Below are 15,503 nucleotides of genomic sequence, written 5' to 3'. Positions count from 1 at the left end.
TCTCGTGGCTGCCGTGTGGGGAGGTGCGTCAGAGGTATGGAATCACTGAACGTGACGTCAGCGGCGCGACATGTAGATGTCGAGCGCCTTGTGGAGCAGCTTGTTCAGCGGGAAGTCCCACTCGCCGAGGTACTCCGCGGCCTGACCGCCCGTGCCGACCTTGAACTGGATCAGGCCGAAGAGGTGGTCGGTCTCGTCCAGCGAGTCGGAGATGCCGCGCAGGTCGTAGACGGTGGCGCCCAGCGCGTAGGCGTCACGCAGCATGCGCCACTGCATCGCGTTCGAGGGACGGAACTCGCGGCCGATGTTGTCGGAGGCCCCGTAGGAGTACCAGACGTGGCCGCCGACGATCAGCATCGTGGCCGCCGACAGGTTCACGCCGTTGTGGCGGGCGAAGTACAGCCGCATCCGGTTGGGGTCCTCGGTATTGAGGGCCGTCCACATCCGCTGGAAGTAGGACAGGGGTCGCGGCCGGAAGTGGTCGCGGACCGCCGTGATCTCGTACAGCCGCTGCCATTCCTCCAGGTCGTGGTAGCCGCCTTGGACGACCTCGACGCCGGCCTTCTCGGCCTTCTTGATGTTGCGTCGCCACAGCTGGTTGAAGTTCTTGTGGACCTCTTCGAGGGAGCGGTTCGCCAGCGGCACCTGGTAGACGTAGCGCGGCTGGACGTCCCCGAAGCCTGCGCCGCCGTCCTCACCCTGCTGCCAGCCCATGCGGCGCAGCTTGTCGGCCACCTCGAAGGCGCGCGGTTCGATGAAGTCGGCCTCGATGTCGCGCAGTCGCTTCACGTCCGGGTTCTGGATGCCCGCCTTGATCGAGATGGCCTCCCAACGGCGGATGATCACCGGCGGACCCATCTTCACCGAGAAGGCGCCCTGCTGCTTGAGGTGCGCCAGCATCGGTTCCAGCCACTCGGTCAGGTTCGGCGCGTACCAGTTGATGACCGGGCCCTCGGGCAGATAGGCCAGGTAGCGCTTGATCTTGGGCAGTTGGCGGTAGAGGACCAGACCCGCGCCGACCAGTTCACCGGTTCGTTCGTCGAACCAGCCGAGGTTCTCCGAACGCCACTCGGCCTTGACGTCGGCCCAGGCCGGAACCTGCATGTGGCTCGCCGACGGCAGGCTCTGGATGTATGCCAGATGCTGCTCTCGGCTGATCGTCCTCAGGGTCAGGCTCATTCGGGGCGCTCCTCGGGCTGGGGTGTCCCCATGGGTAGGGGCTCCGGCTCTCGCGCCGAAGCCTACTGCTCCGTGCGAGCGGCCTGACTGGGCGTACGCCACCCGCGCCCCGGCCCGCGTGCCGCCGGGGCGTTCCGTGTGGGTTCGTAGGTGTCCTGTGTGTCCTACGTATCCTTCGGTGAGGACGGTGGTCCCGGTGCCGGGGCCGGCACCGGTGGGGTCACCAGACTCCGCCGAAGAGACCGCCGTGCGCCATGCCGATGAAGAAACCGACGCCCGCTGCACCGAGACCGAGGATCAGGCCGAAGCGCTCACGCGTGGTCTCGGAGACCCACTGTCCGTAGGCGCCGGTCAGGATTGCCACCAGACCGGTCCAGGAGCTGAGCAGGTGGAGGCTGTGGAAGAACGACGTGATGAAGGCCGTCAGCCCCAGCACCAGCGTCACCGCCAGCAGAGTGTCCTGGAGGGGATGGGGTTTGCCGTCGGTGGCGAAGAGAGAACCGGCGGTGTTCGGTCGCAATGCCTGTGCCATGGGGCACCTCCTGCGGAAGGCGGCGCATCGTAGCGCCATACACACCCGACGTGTACAGACTGAGGGGCAACCACGCCGGATTTCAACCGGAAGCGTGTGTGCAGGTAGTCTGTACCCTCTGCACCGGTGTCTGCCCAGCCAGAGCCAGGGGTCAACCCAGCTCAGACCGGGGAACTCGCTCGTCGACCCCCGATTGTCAGTGGCGGCCGATACCGTTGCGTACGCATCACAACCCTCCTGCCACGGATCGACCGTGGCCGCTGAGTCCAAAGGAGGTGGGTTCCACATGCGTCACTACGAAGTGATGGTCATCCTCGACCCCGATCTCGAGGAGCGCGCTGTCTCCCCGCTGATCGAGAACTTCCTCTCCGTCGTCCGTGAGGGCAACGGAAAGGTGGAGAAGGTCGACACCTGGGGCCGTCGTCGTCTCTCGTACGAGATCAAGAAGAAGCCCGAGGGCATCTACTCGGTCATCGACCTGCAGGCCGAGCCTGCGGTCGTCAAGGAGCTCGACCGCCAGATGAACCTGAACGAGTCGGTCCTCCGGACCAAGGTCCTCCGTCCCGAGACCCACTGAGCTCACGAGCTCAGCCGATCTCGGGATTCTGAGTAGCAGCACTAGCAGCCAGCAGCAAACCCGCCGAGAGGTTCCCCCATGGCAGGCGAGACCGTCATCACGGTCGTCGGCAATCTTGTCGACGACCCCGAGCTGCGCTTCACCCCCTCCGGTGCGGCGGTCGCGAAGTTCCGTGTCGCGTCCACTCCCCGCACCTTCGACCGTCAGACGAACGAGTGGAAGGACGGCGAGAGCCTGTTCCTGACCTGCTCGGTCTGGCGTCAGGCGGCGGAGAACGTCGCGGAGTCGCTTCAGCGAGGCATGCGCGTCATCGTGCAGGGCCGGTTGAAGCAGCGGTCCTACGAGGACCGTGAGGGTGTCAAGCGCACGGTCTACGAGCTGGATGTCGAGGAAGTCGGCGCCAGCCTTCGCAGCGCCACGGCCAAGGTCACCAAGGCCTCCGGCCGCGGTGGTCAGGGCGGCCAGGGTGGTTACGGCGGCGGTGGCGGCGGCCAGGCCGGCGGCGGCTGGGGTGGAAACTCCGGCGGCGGTCAGCAGGGCGGCGGCGCTCCCGCCGACGACCCGTGGGCGACCAGCGCTCCCGCCGGTGGAAACCAGGGCGGCAGCGGTGGCGGCGGCTGGGGTGGAAACTCCGGCGGCGGCACTGGCAGCGGTGGCGGCTACTCGGACGAACCCCCCTTCTAGACCCACGGGCCCGGTCTTCCGGGCCTGTTCGGGTCGAAGGCGGATCGTATCCCAACTTCTTGATCACACAGGAGAAACACCATGGCGAAGCCGCCTGTGCGCAAGCCTAAGAAGAAGGTCTGCGCATTCTGCAAGGACAAGGTCACGTACGTGGACTACAAGGACACGAACATGCTGCGGAAGTTCATTTCCGACCGCGGCAAGATCCGTGCCCGCCGCGTGACCGGCAACTGCACGCAGCACCAGCGTGACGTCGCCACGGCCGTCAAGAACAGCCGTGAGATGGCGCTGCTGCCCTACACCGCCCAGGCGCGATAAGGGAAGGGTGACCGACAAATGAAGATCATCCTCACCCACGAGGTCTCTGGCCTCGGTGCCGCAGGCGACGTCGTCGACGTCAAGGACGGCTACGCTCGCAACTACCTGATCCCGCGGAACTTCGCGATCCGTTGGACCAAGGGTGGCGAGAAGGACGTCGAGCAGATCCGTCGCGCTCGCAAGATCCACGAGATCCAGACCATCGAGCAGGCCAACGCTGTGAAGGCCCAGCTCGAGGGCGTCAAGGTCCGTCTGGCCGTTCGCTCCGGCGACGCCGGTCGTCTCTTCGGTTCTGTCACCCCGGCCGACGTCGCTTCGGCGATCAAGGCTTCCGGTGGCCCCGAGGTCGACAAGCGCCGCATCGAGCTCGGTTCGCCGATCAAGACCCTGGGCGCCCACGAGACGTCCGTGCGTCTGCACCCCGAGGTTGCCGCCAAGGTCAGCATCGAGGTTGTCGCGGCCTGATCGCTGCGTCCGGCTCGTAGAGCCGGGAAGGGGTCGCACCCACTGGGTGCGGCCCCTTCCGCTTGCCCTGTTTCACGTGAAACACCAGACCTGAGGCGGGTGTCCGTTTCACGTGGAACGGTCAGCGGGTCGCGCCGGTGACGAGCCACCGGCCGGAACGGGCACGCAGCCCGAGCGTCAGCATCCGCACGACCATCATCAGTGTCATCGCCCCCCACAGAGCGGTGAGGCCGCCGCCGAGGACCGGTACCAGCAGGGCCGCCGGAGCGAAGACGGCCAGGGTGAGCACCATCGCCCAGGCCAGATAAGGCCCGTCTCCCGCTCCCATCAGGACACCGTCCAGCACGAAGACGACGCCGCACACGGGCTGGGAGAGCGCCACCACGAGAAGAGCCGGCAGCGCGGCGTCCTTCACCGCCGGATCGCTGGTGAACAACGGCAGGAACAGCGGCCGGGCGAGCACCACCAGCAAGCCGAGGAGAATCCCCACGGCGATCCCCCACTCGACCATGCGGCGGCAGACGGCCCGGGCGCCTTGGGCGTCGTCCGCCCCGAGATAGCGCCCGATGATGGCCTGTCCGGCGATGGCGATGGCGTCCAGAGCGAATGCGAGCAGGCTCCACAGGCCCAGAGCGATCTGGTGCGCCGCGATGTCGTCGTCCCCGAGGCGGGCCGCCACAGCGGTGGCTATCAGCAGGATCGCTCGCAGAGACAGCGTACGGACCAGCAGGGGTGCACCGGCCTGGGCGGAGGCCTTGATGCCCGCCGCATCGGGTCGCAGGGACGCGCCGTGACGGCGGGCTCCTCGTACCACCACCAGGAGGTAGACCACGGCCATGCCCCACTGGGCGATGACGGTGCCCCATGCGGAGCCGGCGATGCCCAGGCCGGCGCCGTAGACGAGGCCGACGTTCAGGCCCGCGTTGGCGACGAAGCCCGCGACGGCGACGTAGAGCGGTGTTCTCGTGTCCTGGAGGCCGCGCAGGACGCCGGTCGCGGCCAGCACCACGAGCATGGCGGGGATGCCGAGTGCCGAGATACGCAGATAGGTGGTCGCGAAGGGAGCGGCCGTGTCCGAGGCTCCGAAGAGTTCCACGAGGGCCGGGGCGGCGGGCAGGACGGCTGCGATCACGGCGGCGCCGAGCAGCAGCGCCAGCCAGATGCCGTCCATGCCCTGCCGGATGGCCGCCGGAAGGTCGCCGGCGCCCACGCGGCGTGCGACTGCGGCGGTGGTGGCGTAGGCGAGGAAGACGAAGACGCTGACGGCTGTCGTGAGGAGAGCGGAGGCGACGCCGAGTCCGGCCAGTTGGGCGGTGCCCAGGTGCCCCACGATCGCGCTGTCGGCCATGACGAACAATGGCTCGGCGACGAGTGCGCCGAAGGCCGGGACGGCCAGTGCGACGATCTCTCGATCGTGCTGTCGCCGGGCGGCCCTGGGGGGCGCGGGAGCCTGTGTCATGAGCACCAATCTAATCGTCCACAGGTAAGAGATGCAATGGCTCGGTGACCCTTACTGATCTGTGTGCGGCGCACGCGCTCGGGCTTCGTTCGAAGAGATCTTGGCCCAATGGGGCAACTTTTTCTTCTGCACAGCCGGTGGATGAGGAAGGTGCAGGTCAGAGGCTGTCGAAAAGAAAAGTAGAGGGCTTGTTCACAGCACTGTCCACCGGGTCGTGCACAGGTTTTGCAGGGTTGTCCACAGCATCGGGGCCGTCGTCCACATGGCCTGTGGATAACCAGATTGGCTGACGGTGCCCGCGGGCCTACCGTGGTCCGGCGCCCGCTCCGTCCGCCGGCCGAAGAAACCCGCACAAAAACGGCGCGCCACAAACGGAGTTGGGCATCTCAATTGTCAGTGCCGTGCCGTAGAACAGAGGCACGGCGAGGTCCGCTCGGCGGACGGGAGGAGGTGGCTCGGTGAGCATTTCCGAGCCCTTGGACGATCCCTGGGCCGACAGCGGCCCCAGTGATCGTCTCCCCGCTTCCCGCCGACGCGGCGACGGCGGTCGCGGCCGGGACGACCAGCATGATCGCGGGCGCGACACCGGAGAGTGGGAGGGCGGGGGAACCGCCTTCGAGCGGGTGCCGCCGCAGGACCTCGACGCCGAACAGTCCGTCCTCGGCGGCATGCTCCTGTCCAAGGACGCCATCGCCGACGTGGTCGAGGTACTCAAGGGCCACGACTTCTACAAGCCCGCGCACGAGACGATCTACCAGGCGATCCTCGACGTCTATGCCAAGGGCGAACCGGCCGACCCGATCACGATCGCCGCCGAACTCACCAAACGCGGCGAGATCAACAAGGTCGGCGGCGCGGCCTATCTGCACACCCTCGTCCAGACGGTGCCGACCGCCGCCAACGCCGAGTACTACGCGGAGATCGTCCACGAGCGGGCGGTCCTGCGCCGTCTGGTGGAGGCAGGCACCCGCATCACGCAGATGGGATACGCGGCCGACGACGACGTCGACGAGATCGTCAACCGAGCCCAGGCGGAGATCTACGCGGTCACCGAGCAGCGCACCAGCGAGGACTACCTCCCGCTCGGCGACATCATGGAGGGCGCCCTCGACGAGATCGAGGCGATCGGCTCGCGCAGCGGCGAGATGACGGGTGTGCCCACCGGTTTCACCGACCTTGACTCGCTCACCAACGGGCTGCACCCGGGCCAGATGATCGTCATCGCGGCCCGCCCCGCCATGGGCAAGTCCACTCTGGCGCTGGACTTCGCGCGTGCGGCGTCGATCAAGCACAACCTGCCGAGCGTCATCTTCTCCCTGGAAATGGGCCGCAACGAGATCGCGATGCGTCTGCTGTCCGCCGAGGCCCGGGTCGCCCTGCACCACATGCGGTCCGGCACGATGACGGACGAGGACTGGACCCGGCTGGCCCGCCGGATGCCCGAGGTGTCCTCCGCACCGCTCTACATCGACGACTCCCCGAACCTGTCGATGATGGAGATCCGCGCGAAGTGCCGCCGACTGAAGCAGCGCAACGACATCAAGCTCGTGATCATCGACTATCTCCAGCTGATGCAGGCCGGCGGCTCCAAGCGCTCGGAGAGCCGTCAGCAGGAGGTCTCGGACATGTCCCGTAACCTCAAGCTGCTGGCCAAGGAGCTGGAGGTGCCCGTGATCGCGCTCTCGCAGCTCAACCGTGGTCCCGAGCAGCGCACCGACAAGAAGCCGATGGTGTCCGACCTGCGTGAGTCCGGCTCGATCGAGCAGGACGCCGACATGGTCATCCTGCTGCACCGCGAGGACGCCTACGAGAAGGAGTCCCCGCGCGCGGGCGAGGCGGACATCATCGTGGGCAAGCACCGTAACGGCCCCACGGCCACGATCACCGTCGCCTTCCAGGGCCACTACTCGCGCTTCGTGGACATGGCGCAGACCTGATCTCCCGCGGTACGGACTCAGATTTCGTGGCCGGATCTCACGAGCGATGGCCAAGCGATGGCATATCCGACACGGATCTGAGACTGGCGGGTCAAGCCGCCCCGCGCCTCGTCTCGTACCTGGTCAGGACCACGCCGCCGGGAAACGTCCGCGTCTCCACCAGGTTCAGGTTCACCCAGTTGTCCAACGCGGTGAAGAACGGCGTGCCGCCGCCCACCAGGACCGGATGGGCGGCGATCACGTACTCGTCGATCAGCCCGGCGCGCATGGCCGCCCCGGCGAGCGTTGCGCCGCCGATGTCCATGGGGCCGCCGTCCTCGGCCTTGAGCCGGGTGATCTCGGCGATCGCGTCGCCGGTGACCAGGCGGGTGTTCCAGTCGCCCTTGTCGATCGTCGAGGAGAACACCACCTTCGGCGTGTCCCGCCAGTTCCGCGCGAACTCGATCTCCGCCGGGGTGGCGTCGGGCTGCTGGTCGCCGGTCGGCCAGTAGGAGCTCATCGTCTCCCACAGCTTGCGCCCGTACAGCGACAGGCCGCTCGCCTGCTCGTGGTCGAGCCACCACTGGAACAGCTCTTCGCTCGGCGGTCCGCTCCAGCCGATGTCGTCGCCGGCCGCGGCGATGTAGCCGTCCAAGGTCAGGTTCATGCCGTAGATCAGTTTCCGCATGGCCCAGCCTTCCGTCCGTGGGTGTCCGGCGTATGGACCGGCGCGGCGCGGGAAACTCATCGGTGCGCGATCTGGGCTCGCCGGTACTCCTCGTGCTCGGGGCTCAGCGTGGTGCACTCGGCCGACACGGGCAAGCCGATGCACGCGCTGCCCGGACTGCAGGATTTCCCGGTTCTACCCGGTTGGCCTCAGCCAGGTTGGAAGAAGGCGAGCATTTTCTGGGCGGCGTCCGGCGACGTCAGCAATTCCTGGACGTTCGCGGACATCCGGGCGGCGGCACTGGTGCGCTCGAACATCTCGCGCTCGTACTCTCTGACGGCGGCGGGAAAGTCGTGCGGGTGCGCGGCCAGTGCGAGACCGAGCAGGGCGCCGTCCAGCAGCGCCATGTTGGCGCCCTCTCCCACTGGCGGCATCAGGTGCGCGGCATCGCCGAGCAGCGTGACGCCCGGCGTCGACGGCCAGGTCAGGCCGACCGGGAGAGTGGTGATCGAGCGCGGCACGACCGTGTCGTCGCAGGCCGCGATGAGCGCGGTGAACCGTGGGTCCCAGCCGGGGAGGAGGTCGATCAGCCGCGCCCGGGCGGCGGCCGGGTCGTCGAACGGGATCCCGCTGGTGGCGAACCAGTCCTCGGCGGTGTTGTAGAAGCTGAGGCCTATGCGGACGCGGCCGTCGCCGTTGCGCTGAGCAGCCAGGGACACTCCGTTGCCGAGCACCCAGTAGTTGCCGCGTCCGATCATCGCCGCGAGGACGGGGTGCGTACGGTCGATGTCGGGGATGCCGATCTCGACGACGTTCTGGCCGATGTGGGCGGGGCGGGCGTCCGTGAGCAGTGCTCGCACCCGCGACTGCGCGCCGTCCGCGCCGACCAGCAGGTCATACGGTGCGGTGCTGCCGTCGGCGAAGCGCAGCAGGCCGTTGTCGGCGGATTCGAACGCGCGTCCCCAGTGCACCGCGCCTTCGGGGAGGGAATCCAGCAGCAGGTTGCGAAGGTCGGCGCGGTCGACCTCCGGTCGCTCCAGCGGGGCGTCGTCGGGTGTGTCCTCCTGGAGCAGCAGGGTGCCGTCCGGTTCGAGAAGACGCATGTCCTGGCCTTCGCCACGGGCGATCGCGGAGAACTCGTCGATCAGACCGGCCTCGCGCAGCGCCCGCTGGCCGGAGTGGATGTCGAGCATGCCGCCCTGACCGCGCGCGTCACGTGACGATTCACGTTCGTACACGACGGCTTCCATGCCGTTCACGTGCAGCACACGGGCGAGGGCCAGGCCGCCGAGGCCGGCTCCGACGATGGCAATGGTCATTACTGTCCCCTTCGATACGCCGTACTGGTCGATACACTGTATCGCCTGATGCGATGTATCGTTAGCGGCATGTTGGTGTGGGAGAGGCCGGAGCCACCGAATCGACCCGTGCCGGCCCCGTTGAGCCGGGAACGGATCGTGCGAGCTGCGATCCAGCTGGCCGACGCGGACGGTCTGGACGCCGTGTCGCTGCGCAAGGTCGCCACCGCGCTGGACGTCCGACCGATGCGGTTGTACGGCTACATCGCCGGCAAGGCGGAGTTGCTCGACCTGATGGTCGACGCCGCCTACGCCGAGATCCGGCCGGATGGAGCCGGCTGGCGGGAGGTGCTCCGCTCTCTTGCGGAAGCCACCCGGCACGCCGCTCACGAGCACGAATGGCTCGCCGATCTCCTGGGTGGCCGGCCCCAGCTCGGGCCGCACGCGCTGGCCAGCGGGGAAACCGTGATGGCCGCACTGGGCGACGTCGACCTGGACGCCGTCATGCCGGTGGTCGCCGCGGTCAACGCGTACGTGATCGGCGCGGTCCGCCGGGAGATCGCCGAGCGGCGTGCCGAGCGGGCCACCGGGATGGACGAGAAGCGTTGGCAGGCCGCCCTCGGGCCCTACCTGGAGCGAACCTTGGCCACCGGCCGGTTCCCCGCGCTGTCCACGGTGGTGCGCGATGCCGCCCATCTGGACGCCGACCACACCTTCCGGATCGGCCTCGACTTCCTGCTCGACGGCATCGAGGCCCGCATCTCCAGGTGACGCGCGGCGGAAGGACCGTGCCGGGCACCGGCAGCTCTGGGCTGACGCGTGGAGGCAACGCAAGGCGCGCGAGCGGAGAGACCCTGAGCGTGCCGGGCGAAATGGACTCGACGTCGCTCGTGGCGCCCGGTGGACTGACCCCATGACGACACCTCAGGAAGATCTGCTGCCCGGCACCCGGCGTGCCCTGCTCCACCGGATCGCCGTGGCCCAGGCGGAAGGGCGGGCGCCGTCGCTCGTCGCCGCCGTCGTGAGGGACGGGCGAGCTGTGTGGCACGGGGCGCGGACCTCGGTCGAAGGGCACGGCCCGGACGAGAACGTGCAGTACCGGATCGGCTCGATCACCAAGACCTTCACCGCCGTCCTCGTGCTGCGACTGAGGGACGAGGGAGTGCTCGACCTCGACGACCCGCTGGAGAAGCACCTGCCCGGTACCGGGGCCGGCGCGGTCACGATCGCCGAACTGCTCGCCCACACCGGCGGGCTGGCGGCCGAGACGCCCGGCCCGTGGTGGGAACGGACCCCGGGCTCACTGCGGCCCGAACTCGGCGACGTCCTCGGCGACCGAGCCGCCCCGCATCCGGCCGGCCGCCGGTTCCACTACTCGAACCCCGGCTACACCGTTCTGGGAGCCCTCGTGGAACGGCTTCGCGGCGCGCCCTGGGAAGAAGTGCTGCGGCGCGAAGTCCTCGAACCTCTGCGGCTTCGCCGCACGAGCGCGCACCCCCAGGCTCCGGCAGCGGGCGGCTGGGCGGTGCATCCGTGGGCCGACGTCATGCTGCCCGAGCCCGCCGAGGACTTCGGGCGGATGGCGCCGGCGGGGCAGCTCTGGTCCACCACCGGCGACCTCGCACGGTTCGCCGCTTTTCTGGCGCGGGGCGACGACCGGGTGCTGAGCGCTGAGACCCTGCGCGAGATGGGGACGCCCGCAGCGCCGGCCGGACCGGCGGAGCTGGCGGACGGCGCGTCGTACGGACTGGGACTGCAGATCCAGCACAGGGACGGGCGGCTGCTCGTGGGTCATTCCGGCTCGGTCCCGGGCTTTCTGGCCACGCTCACCGTCGGCGTCGCGGACGACGTGGCCGCGGTGGTGCTCGCGAACTGCACGTCGGGACTGCTGACGTCGCAGGTGGCGGCCGATCTCGTGCGGATCGTCGCTGAGGCCGAGCCGCGGATCCCTGAGCCGTGGCGTCCGTTGCCGGAGATCGAGGGTTCCGTCCTGGAGCTGGCAGGTCAGTGGTACTGGGGAACGAGTCCTGTCGCCCTGCGGGTGACGGCCGACGGGCTGCTCTCCCTGGGGCCTTTGTCCGGCGGCGGCCGGCGCTCGCGGTTCCGGCCGAACGGGGACGGCACCTGGACCGGGTTGGAGGGTTACTACGCCGGAGAGCTCTTGCAGGCGGTACGGCGGGATGACGGGAGCGTGGATCACCTCGACCTGGGATCGTTCGTCTTCACGCGTCAGCCGTACGAGGGCGATGCCGTGCCCGGCGGCGTCGACCCGGCGGGGTGGCGGGGGATCGGCTAGAAGCGCACAGCGGGGAGGTCCTGTTTCACGTGAAACAGGACCTCCCCGCTGTGCGTAGCGTGCCTATCCGGGAGCGCAGCCTTCAGAGCTGCAGCTTGAAACCCACGTGTGAGGCCACGAACCCGAGTCGTTCGTAGAAGCGATGGGCGTCCGTGCGCGTGTTGTCGGAGGTCAGCTGCACCAACTGGCAGTTCTCCCGCCGGGATTCCTCGATCGCCCACTCGATGAACCGTGTGCCCAGGCCGCTGCCGCGCTCGTCGGCGTGCACGCGGACGCCCTCGATGATGGACCTGGTCGAGCCCCGCCGCGACAGGCCCGGGACGATCGTGAGCTGGAGGGTGCCGACCACGCGTCCCTCGCGGACGGCGACGACCAGGCGCTGGTTCGGGTCGGCGGTGAGGCGTTCCAGCGCGGCCAGGTAGGGGCGGAGGTCGTCCGGTGACTCGCGCTGTGCGCCCAGGGCGTCGTCCGCGAGCATGGCGACGATCGCGGGGATGTCCTCGGCGACGGCGGCCCGTATATCAAGATCTCCCATGGCGGCCACTCTATGCAGGCAGGGTCACAGGTGCCTTGAGTGATTCCACGACCCTTACGAGCGGGGCAAGTTCCGGGTTCCTGGCGGCCTCGTCGAGGGCTTCGCGCAGGGCGGCGTCGTTGGTCGGACGGGCTTCGCCGAGCAGTTTCAGACCGGCAACGGTGACGTTGGTGTAGATGCCGCGGCGGTCGGTGGGGCACAGGTAGCGCTCGAGCAGCCCGCGGTCCTCGAGCCGGGTCACCAGCCGGGTGGTGGCGCTCTGGCTGAGGACGACCGCGTCGGCCACCTGCTTCATCTGCAGATGCCCGCCGTCGCCCTCGTGCTGTCGGCTGAGGACATCGAGCAGGGAGTACTCGCGCACGCTCAGGTCGTGGCGGGCCTGCAGTGCGCGTTCGATGTGGGCCTCGATCCTCCCGTGCAGCAGTGAGAGGGCGCACCAGCCCTGGGAGAGGGCGGTGAGTGCGGGGTCCGTCGCAGTCATGGGCGTTTCTCCTCCGTCCCGGAACGGCTGACACCCAGGATAGGGCACCCTCGCAATTGCCCTCGCTTGCAGGTAGCCCGCGTGTGCAACTATTGTGGGAGCTCGTAAAGCGCTCCTGCAATCGTTTGGGAAGGTGTCACACCCCATGCCTCTCGCGCTTCTGGCCCTCGCGATCGGGGCCTTCGGAATCGGGACGACCGAGTTCGTGATCATGGGCCTGCTGCCCGAGATCGCAGACGGCTTCGGCGTCTCCATCCCCACGGCCGGCTTCCTCGTGACCGGCTACGCGCTCGGGGTCCTGTTCGGCGCCCCGCTCATGACGGTCCTCGGGACAAAGGTGTCCCGCAAACGGATGCTGATGCTGTTGATGGGCCTGTTCATCGCGGGCAACCTCCTCTCCGCGGTCTCCCCGGTCTTCGCCGTTCTGCTGATCGGCCGTGTGATCGCCTCACTCGCCCACGGCGCGTTCTTCGGCATCGGTTCGGTCGTCGCGGCCGACCTGGTCGCCGCCGACAAGAAGGCCGGGGCCATCGCGATGATGTTCACCGGGCTCACTGTCGCGAACGTGGTCGGCGTCCCCCTGGGCACTCTCGTCGGGCAGAACGCCGGATGGCGGGTCACCTTCGCCGTCGTCGCCGCACTCGGTGTCGTCGGGCTCGTCGGCATCGCCAGGCTGGTGCCCGAGATGCCACGGACGGAGGGTGTGCGCCTGCGGCACGAGCTGGCAGCGTTCAAGAACACCCAGGTTCTGCTCGCCATGGCGATGACCGTTCTCGGCTTCGGCGGGGTCTTCGCGGCGATCACCTACATCGCGCCGATGATGACCCACGTCGCCGGCTTCGCCGACGGTTCCGTCACCTGGCTGCTGGTCCTGTTCGGTCTGGGCATGGTCGGCGGCAACCTGATCGGCGGCCGGTACGCCGACCGGGCGCTGATGCCCATGCTGTACGTCTCCCTGGGGGCCCTGGCCGTCGTCCTGGCGCTCTTCACGCTCACCGCCCACGACAAAGTCCTGGCGGCCGTCACGATCGCCCTGATCGGCGCCCTGGGCTTCGCGACGGTCCCGCCGCTGCAGAAGCGCGTCCTGGACCAGGCGCACGGTGCCCCCACGCTGGCGTCAGCGGTGAACATTGGCGCCTTCAACCTCGGAAACGCGCTGTCCGCCTGGCTCGGCGGCCTCGTGATCGCCGCCGGACTGGGGTACACCGCCCCGAACTGGGTCGGCGCCGCCCTCGCGGCGGGCGCCCTGGTGCTCGCCGTCGTCTCGGCAGCGCTGGAGCGCCGTGACAGCGCCCGTGGCGGATCCGGGCACGCCGGCGCCGGCAGCACCGCCGCCGAGCGGCAGACGGCCGTCCAGCACTGAGCCCGTGCGGTTCTCCGGGCCAGGGCCGCCCGGCGAGCGTCGCCACCCGTCCAGCCCTCCCACCCGCCTCCGACAGCATCACAGCACCCCGAGGAGCACCCACGTTATGAACACCACCACTGCCGCGCCCCTGACCATCCATGACGCCGAAGCCCTCGTGGCGGCGTCGCGCACCGCCGCCGAGGCCGCCGGGGTCACGGTCAGCGTCACCGTCCTGGACGCGGGCGGCCATCTGCTGGCCTTTCGGAGGGACGACCGAGCGGTACTGATCTCCGGGGAGACGAGCACCCGCAAGGCGTACACCGCGCTTCAGCTGAACGCCGCCACCGCGGACCTCGTGGACGCCGTTCAGCCCGGCGGCCTCTTCCACACGTTGCCCACCGCGCTCGACCGGCCGTTGCTGTTCATCGCGGGCGGTGTGCCGGTCCACCGCGACGGCCGGCTGATCGGGGCGATCGGGGTCGGCGGCGGCGCCCCGGAGCAGGACCACGGCTTCGCCGCGGCGGCCGTGAAGGCACTCAACTGACGCTGGGCCCCATGAAGAGCGCCGGCCTCCCAGGCCAGGGGGTCGGCGCTCTGCGTGTGCCCGTGTGCCGTCAGCCGGCCGCCACCGTCAGCGGAGCGAAGCGGCGACGCCAGTCGCCCGGAAGCTCCGCGATTCCGTAGGTCATCACGGAGTTGAAGGCCACCGATTCCAGACCGTGCCCCTTCACCCAGTCCAGCAGTTCCTCGTGCCGTACGTCGACGTCGGTGCGCAGCGGCCGGTCCGTGCAGGCGGCGAGCGAGGCGAGAAGGGCCTTCGCGGTCTCGGTGTCCCGCGCGATCAACGGGCCCACGACCTGGGTGGCCATGTTGGGCCATGCGGCTGCGTAGCCGATGATCCGGCCCTCGTCCTCCGCGACCCGCAAGTGATCGGCGAAGGCGGGCAGGCGGGCGATCACATGCGTGCGATCGGCGCCGAACACCTCGTCGTCGAGTCGCAGGATCGAAGGGAGGTCCTCGGCCGTGGCCGCACGGGTGATTACCTCTGAGGACCGTTCGGGCGCGGTGAAGTGCCCGCAGACCATTTCCGCCCGGCCTGTGGACTTGAACCCCAGCTCTTCGTAGAGCGGAAGGCCGTTCGGGGTGGCGTGCAGGGTGAGGGGGATGGCACCCATCAGCGACACGACATGCCGCATCAACCGTCGGCCGACACCTTGCCGGGCGTACCGCTCGGCGACCAGCACCATGCCGATGGCGCCGAGACGAGGGCGCCCGTGCGGACCGTACTCGGTGACGACGCATGCGGCGACGAGACCTCCGGCGGGATCGTCGATGCCATAGCCCTGCCCGGCGGAAAGGAGGAAGCCCCATTTGTGCTCCTCGCGAGGCCACCCCCGATCCTCGGACAGGTCGGCGCACGCGGTGAGGTCGCGGTGTGTCAGACGGCGAATGGGCAGAGCGGTGAGAGAAGGAGTCGGCACGCAGGTCAGGCTGTCCGAACCGTGCGGTCGGCGTCCACCTGATTCCTCTGGACGGGCCTGCTTTTGGCCATGCCACGGCTCCGAGGTCGTGCGTCGACAGGCGGGCTCTGTTTCACGTGAAACAGAGGATCGGAGACGAAGACCGCCCCTGCGGGCTGGGTCTCCAACGCCTTCGTGCAGCGCGCCCGGCCCGGTGACGTCATCCGGCTCGGGTCGGCGAGCGGTTCGATGACCGCGGACCAGGAGAGAGGCCCGGACGTGGCCCGCAGG

17 protein-coding genes are annotated in these 15,503 nt (G+C 68.9%); 9 read left to right on the top strand and 8 right to left on the bottom strand.

The features are described 5' to 3' along the window. Nucleotides 1-57 precede the first annotated feature (57 nt). Nucleotides 58-1,179, bottom strand: coding sequence for a peptidoglycan bridge formation glycyltransferase FemX (gene femX / locus Sri02f_RS30515; RefSeq protein ID WP_109004562.1), 1,122 nt, complete (start codon nucleotides 1,177-1,179; stop codon nucleotides 58-60). A gap of 220 nt (nucleotides 1,180-1,399) precedes the next feature. Next, nucleotides 1,400-1,711 (bottom strand): hypothetical protein, encoded by a 312-nt coding sequence (locus Sri02f_RS30510; protein WP_109004561.1) that lies wholly within the window; start codon nucleotides 1,709-1,711, stop codon nucleotides 1,400-1,402. A 286-nt stretch (nucleotides 1,712-1,997) separates the two neighbouring features. Between Sri02f_RS30510 and rpsF the strand changes: the two genes are divergently transcribed. The 4 genes from rpsF to rplI all read left to right on the top strand — a co-directional run bounded on the left by rpsF (nucleotide 1,998) and on the right by rplI (nucleotide 3,755). After that, a complete protein-coding gene (gene rpsF, locus Sri02f_RS30505; protein WP_006604399.1) occupies nucleotides 1,998-2,288 on the top strand; it encodes a 30S ribosomal protein S6 in 291 nt (96 codons plus the stop codon). Nucleotides 2,289-2,366: 78 nt separating this feature from the next. Further along, nucleotides 2,367-2,972 (top strand): single-stranded DNA-binding protein, encoded by a 606-nt coding sequence (locus Sri02f_RS30500; RefSeq protein WP_109004560.1) that lies wholly within the window; start codon nucleotides 2,367-2,369, stop codon nucleotides 2,970-2,972. Between the two features lie 81 nt (nucleotides 2,973-3,053). After that, nucleotides 3,054-3,290: a 30S ribosomal protein S18 gene (gene rpsR, locus Sri02f_RS30495; protein WP_020130672.1), complete on the top strand. Its 237-nt coding sequence runs from the start codon at nucleotides 3,054-3,056 to the stop codon at nucleotides 3,288-3,290. An 18-nt stretch (nucleotides 3,291-3,308) separates the two neighbouring features. Continuing rightward, nucleotides 3,309-3,755: a 50S ribosomal protein L9 gene (rplI, locus tag Sri02f_RS30490; RefSeq protein ID WP_057609128.1), complete on the top strand. Its 447-nt coding sequence runs from the start codon at nucleotides 3,309-3,311 to the stop codon at nucleotides 3,753-3,755. A gap of 121 nt (nucleotides 3,756-3,876) precedes the next feature. Here rplI and Sri02f_RS30485 read toward each other — a convergent pair whose 3' ends face one another. Further along, the gene (locus tag Sri02f_RS30485; protein ID WP_167467652.1) at nucleotides 3,877-5,214 is read right to left on the bottom strand and encodes an MATE family efflux transporter; all 1,338 of its coding nucleotides are present in this window, start codon (nucleotides 5,212-5,214) and stop codon (nucleotides 3,877-3,879) included. 458 nt (nucleotides 5,215-5,672) lie between these two features. Here Sri02f_RS30485 and dnaB point away from each other — a divergent pair, with 458 nt between their 5' ends. Next, on the top strand, nucleotides 5,673-7,151 hold the full coding sequence (dnaB, locus tag Sri02f_RS30480; RefSeq protein ID WP_109004558.1) for a replicative DNA helicase: 1,479 nt from the start codon (nucleotides 5,673-5,675) through the stop codon (nucleotides 7,149-7,151). Nucleotides 7,152-7,242: 91 nt separating this feature from the next. Here dnaB and Sri02f_RS30475 read toward each other — a convergent pair whose 3' ends face one another. Next, nucleotides 7,243-7,818, bottom strand: a complete 576-nt coding sequence (locus tag Sri02f_RS30475) for a dihydrofolate reductase family protein (protein WP_109004557.1) — start codon at nucleotides 7,816-7,818, stop codon at nucleotides 7,243-7,245. A 188-nt stretch (nucleotides 7,819-8,006) separates the two neighbouring features. Then, entirely contained in the window at nucleotides 8,007-9,116 is a 1,110-nt protein-coding gene (locus tag Sri02f_RS30470) for an FAD-dependent oxidoreductase (protein ID WP_109004556.1), read from the bottom strand. A gap of 69 nt (nucleotides 9,117-9,185) precedes the next feature. On the opposite strand from Sri02f_RS30470, the gene Sri02f_RS30465 reads away from it, so the two are divergent. Together Sri02f_RS30465 and Sri02f_RS30460 are read left to right on the top strand one after the other, a co-directional pair. Continuing rightward, nucleotides 9,186-9,866 carry a TetR/AcrR family transcriptional regulator gene (locus tag Sri02f_RS30465; RefSeq protein WP_109004555.1) on the top strand — a complete coding sequence of 227 codons (681 nt, stop codon included), beginning with the start codon at nucleotides 9,186-9,188 and terminating at the stop codon, nucleotides 9,864-9,866. A 142-nt stretch (nucleotides 9,867-10,008) separates the two neighbouring features. After that, nucleotides 10,009-11,391, top strand: a complete 1,383-nt coding sequence (locus Sri02f_RS30460; protein WP_109004554.1) for a serine hydrolase domain-containing protein — start codon at nucleotides 10,009-10,011, stop codon at nucleotides 11,389-11,391. A gap of 82 nt (nucleotides 11,392-11,473) precedes the next feature. Here Sri02f_RS30460 and Sri02f_RS30455 read toward each other — a convergent pair whose 3' ends face one another. Together Sri02f_RS30455 and Sri02f_RS30450 are read right to left on the bottom strand one after the other, a co-directional pair. Beyond that, nucleotides 11,474-11,926, bottom strand: coding sequence for a GNAT family N-acetyltransferase (locus tag Sri02f_RS30455; RefSeq protein ID WP_109004714.1), 453 nt, complete (start codon nucleotides 11,924-11,926; stop codon nucleotides 11,474-11,476). 10 nt (nucleotides 11,927-11,936) lie between these two features. Next, a complete protein-coding gene (locus tag Sri02f_RS30450; RefSeq protein ID WP_109004553.1) occupies nucleotides 11,937-12,407 on the bottom strand; it encodes a MarR family winged helix-turn-helix transcriptional regulator in 471 nt (156 codons plus the stop codon). A gap of 145 nt (nucleotides 12,408-12,552) precedes the next feature. Between Sri02f_RS30450 and Sri02f_RS30445 the strand changes: the two genes are divergently transcribed. Then, complete coding sequence (locus tag Sri02f_RS30445) at nucleotides 12,553-13,770, top strand: MFS transporter (protein WP_109004552.1); 1,218 nt, start codon at nucleotides 12,553-12,555, stop codon at nucleotides 13,768-13,770. Between the two features lie 106 nt (nucleotides 13,771-13,876). After that, nucleotides 13,877-14,296: a GlcG/HbpS family heme-binding protein gene (locus Sri02f_RS30440; protein WP_109004551.1), complete on the top strand. Its 420-nt coding sequence runs from the start codon at nucleotides 13,877-13,879 to the stop codon at nucleotides 14,294-14,296. Nucleotides 14,297-14,366: 70 nt separating this feature from the next. Here Sri02f_RS30440 and Sri02f_RS30435 read toward each other — a convergent pair whose 3' ends face one another. After that, complete coding sequence (locus Sri02f_RS30435) at nucleotides 14,367-15,233, bottom strand: GNAT family N-acetyltransferase (RefSeq protein WP_109004550.1); 867 nt, start codon at nucleotides 15,231-15,233, stop codon at nucleotides 14,367-14,369. Nucleotides 15,234-15,503: the final 270 nt, after the last annotated feature.

The sequence above is a fragment of the Streptomyces rishiriensis genome, assembly GCF_003112535.1.
Taxonomy (GTDB): Bacteria; Actinomycetota; Actinomycetes; order Streptomycetales; family Streptomycetaceae; genus Streptomyces; species Streptomyces rishiriensis.
This window is presented reverse-complemented; position numbering and strand designations above follow the sequence as displayed.

Coding starts and splice junctions, on each gene's coding strand:
- rplI (WP_057609128.1), top strand. CDS start 3,309: ATGAAGATCATCCTCACCCACGAGGTCTCTGGCCTCGGTGCCGCAGGC.
- Sri02f_RS30455 (WP_109004714.1), bottom strand. CDS start 11,926: ATGGGAGATCTTGATATACGGGCCGCCGTCGCCGAGGACATCCCCGCG.
- Sri02f_RS30475 (WP_109004557.1), bottom strand. CDS start 7,818: ATGCGGAAACTGATCTACGGCATGAACCTGACCTTGGACGGCTACATC.
- Sri02f_RS30485 (WP_167467652.1), bottom strand. CDS start 5,214: ATGACACAGGCTCCCGCGCCCCCCAGGGCCGCCCGGCGACAGCACGAT.
- Sri02f_RS30510 (WP_109004561.1), bottom strand. CDS start 1,711: ATGGCACAGGCATTGCGACCGAACACCGCCGGTTCTCTCTTCGCCACC.
- Sri02f_RS30440 (WP_109004551.1), top strand. CDS start 13,877: ATGAACACCACCACTGCCGCGCCCCTGACCATCCATGACGCCGAAGCC.
- femX (WP_109004562.1), bottom strand. CDS start 1,179: ATGAGCCTGACCCTGAGGACGATCAGCCGAGAGCAGCATCTGGCATAC.
- rpsR (WP_020130672.1), top strand. CDS start 3,054: ATGGCGAAGCCGCCTGTGCGCAAGCCTAAGAAGAAGGTCTGCGCATTC.
- Sri02f_RS30445 (WP_109004552.1), top strand. CDS start 12,553: ATGCCTCTCGCGCTTCTGGCCCTCGCGATCGGGGCCTTCGGAATCGGG.
- Sri02f_RS30460 (WP_109004554.1), top strand. CDS start 10,009: ATGACGACACCTCAGGAAGATCTGCTGCCCGGCACCCGGCGTGCCCTG.
- Sri02f_RS30450 (WP_109004553.1), bottom strand. CDS start 12,407: ATGACTGCGACGGACCCCGCACTCACCGCCCTCTCCCAGGGCTGGTGC.
- Sri02f_RS30465 (WP_109004555.1), top strand. CDS start 9,186: ATGTTGGTGTGGGAGAGGCCGGAGCCACCGAATCGACCCGTGCCGGCC.
- Sri02f_RS30470 (WP_109004556.1), bottom strand. CDS start 9,116: ATGACCATTGCCATCGTCGGAGCCGGCCTCGGCGGCCTGGCCCTCGCC.
- Sri02f_RS30500 (WP_109004560.1), top strand. CDS start 2,367: ATGGCAGGCGAGACCGTCATCACGGTCGTCGGCAATCTTGTCGACGAC.
- rpsF (WP_006604399.1), top strand. CDS start 1,998: ATGCGTCACTACGAAGTGATGGTCATCCTCGACCCCGATCTCGAGGAG.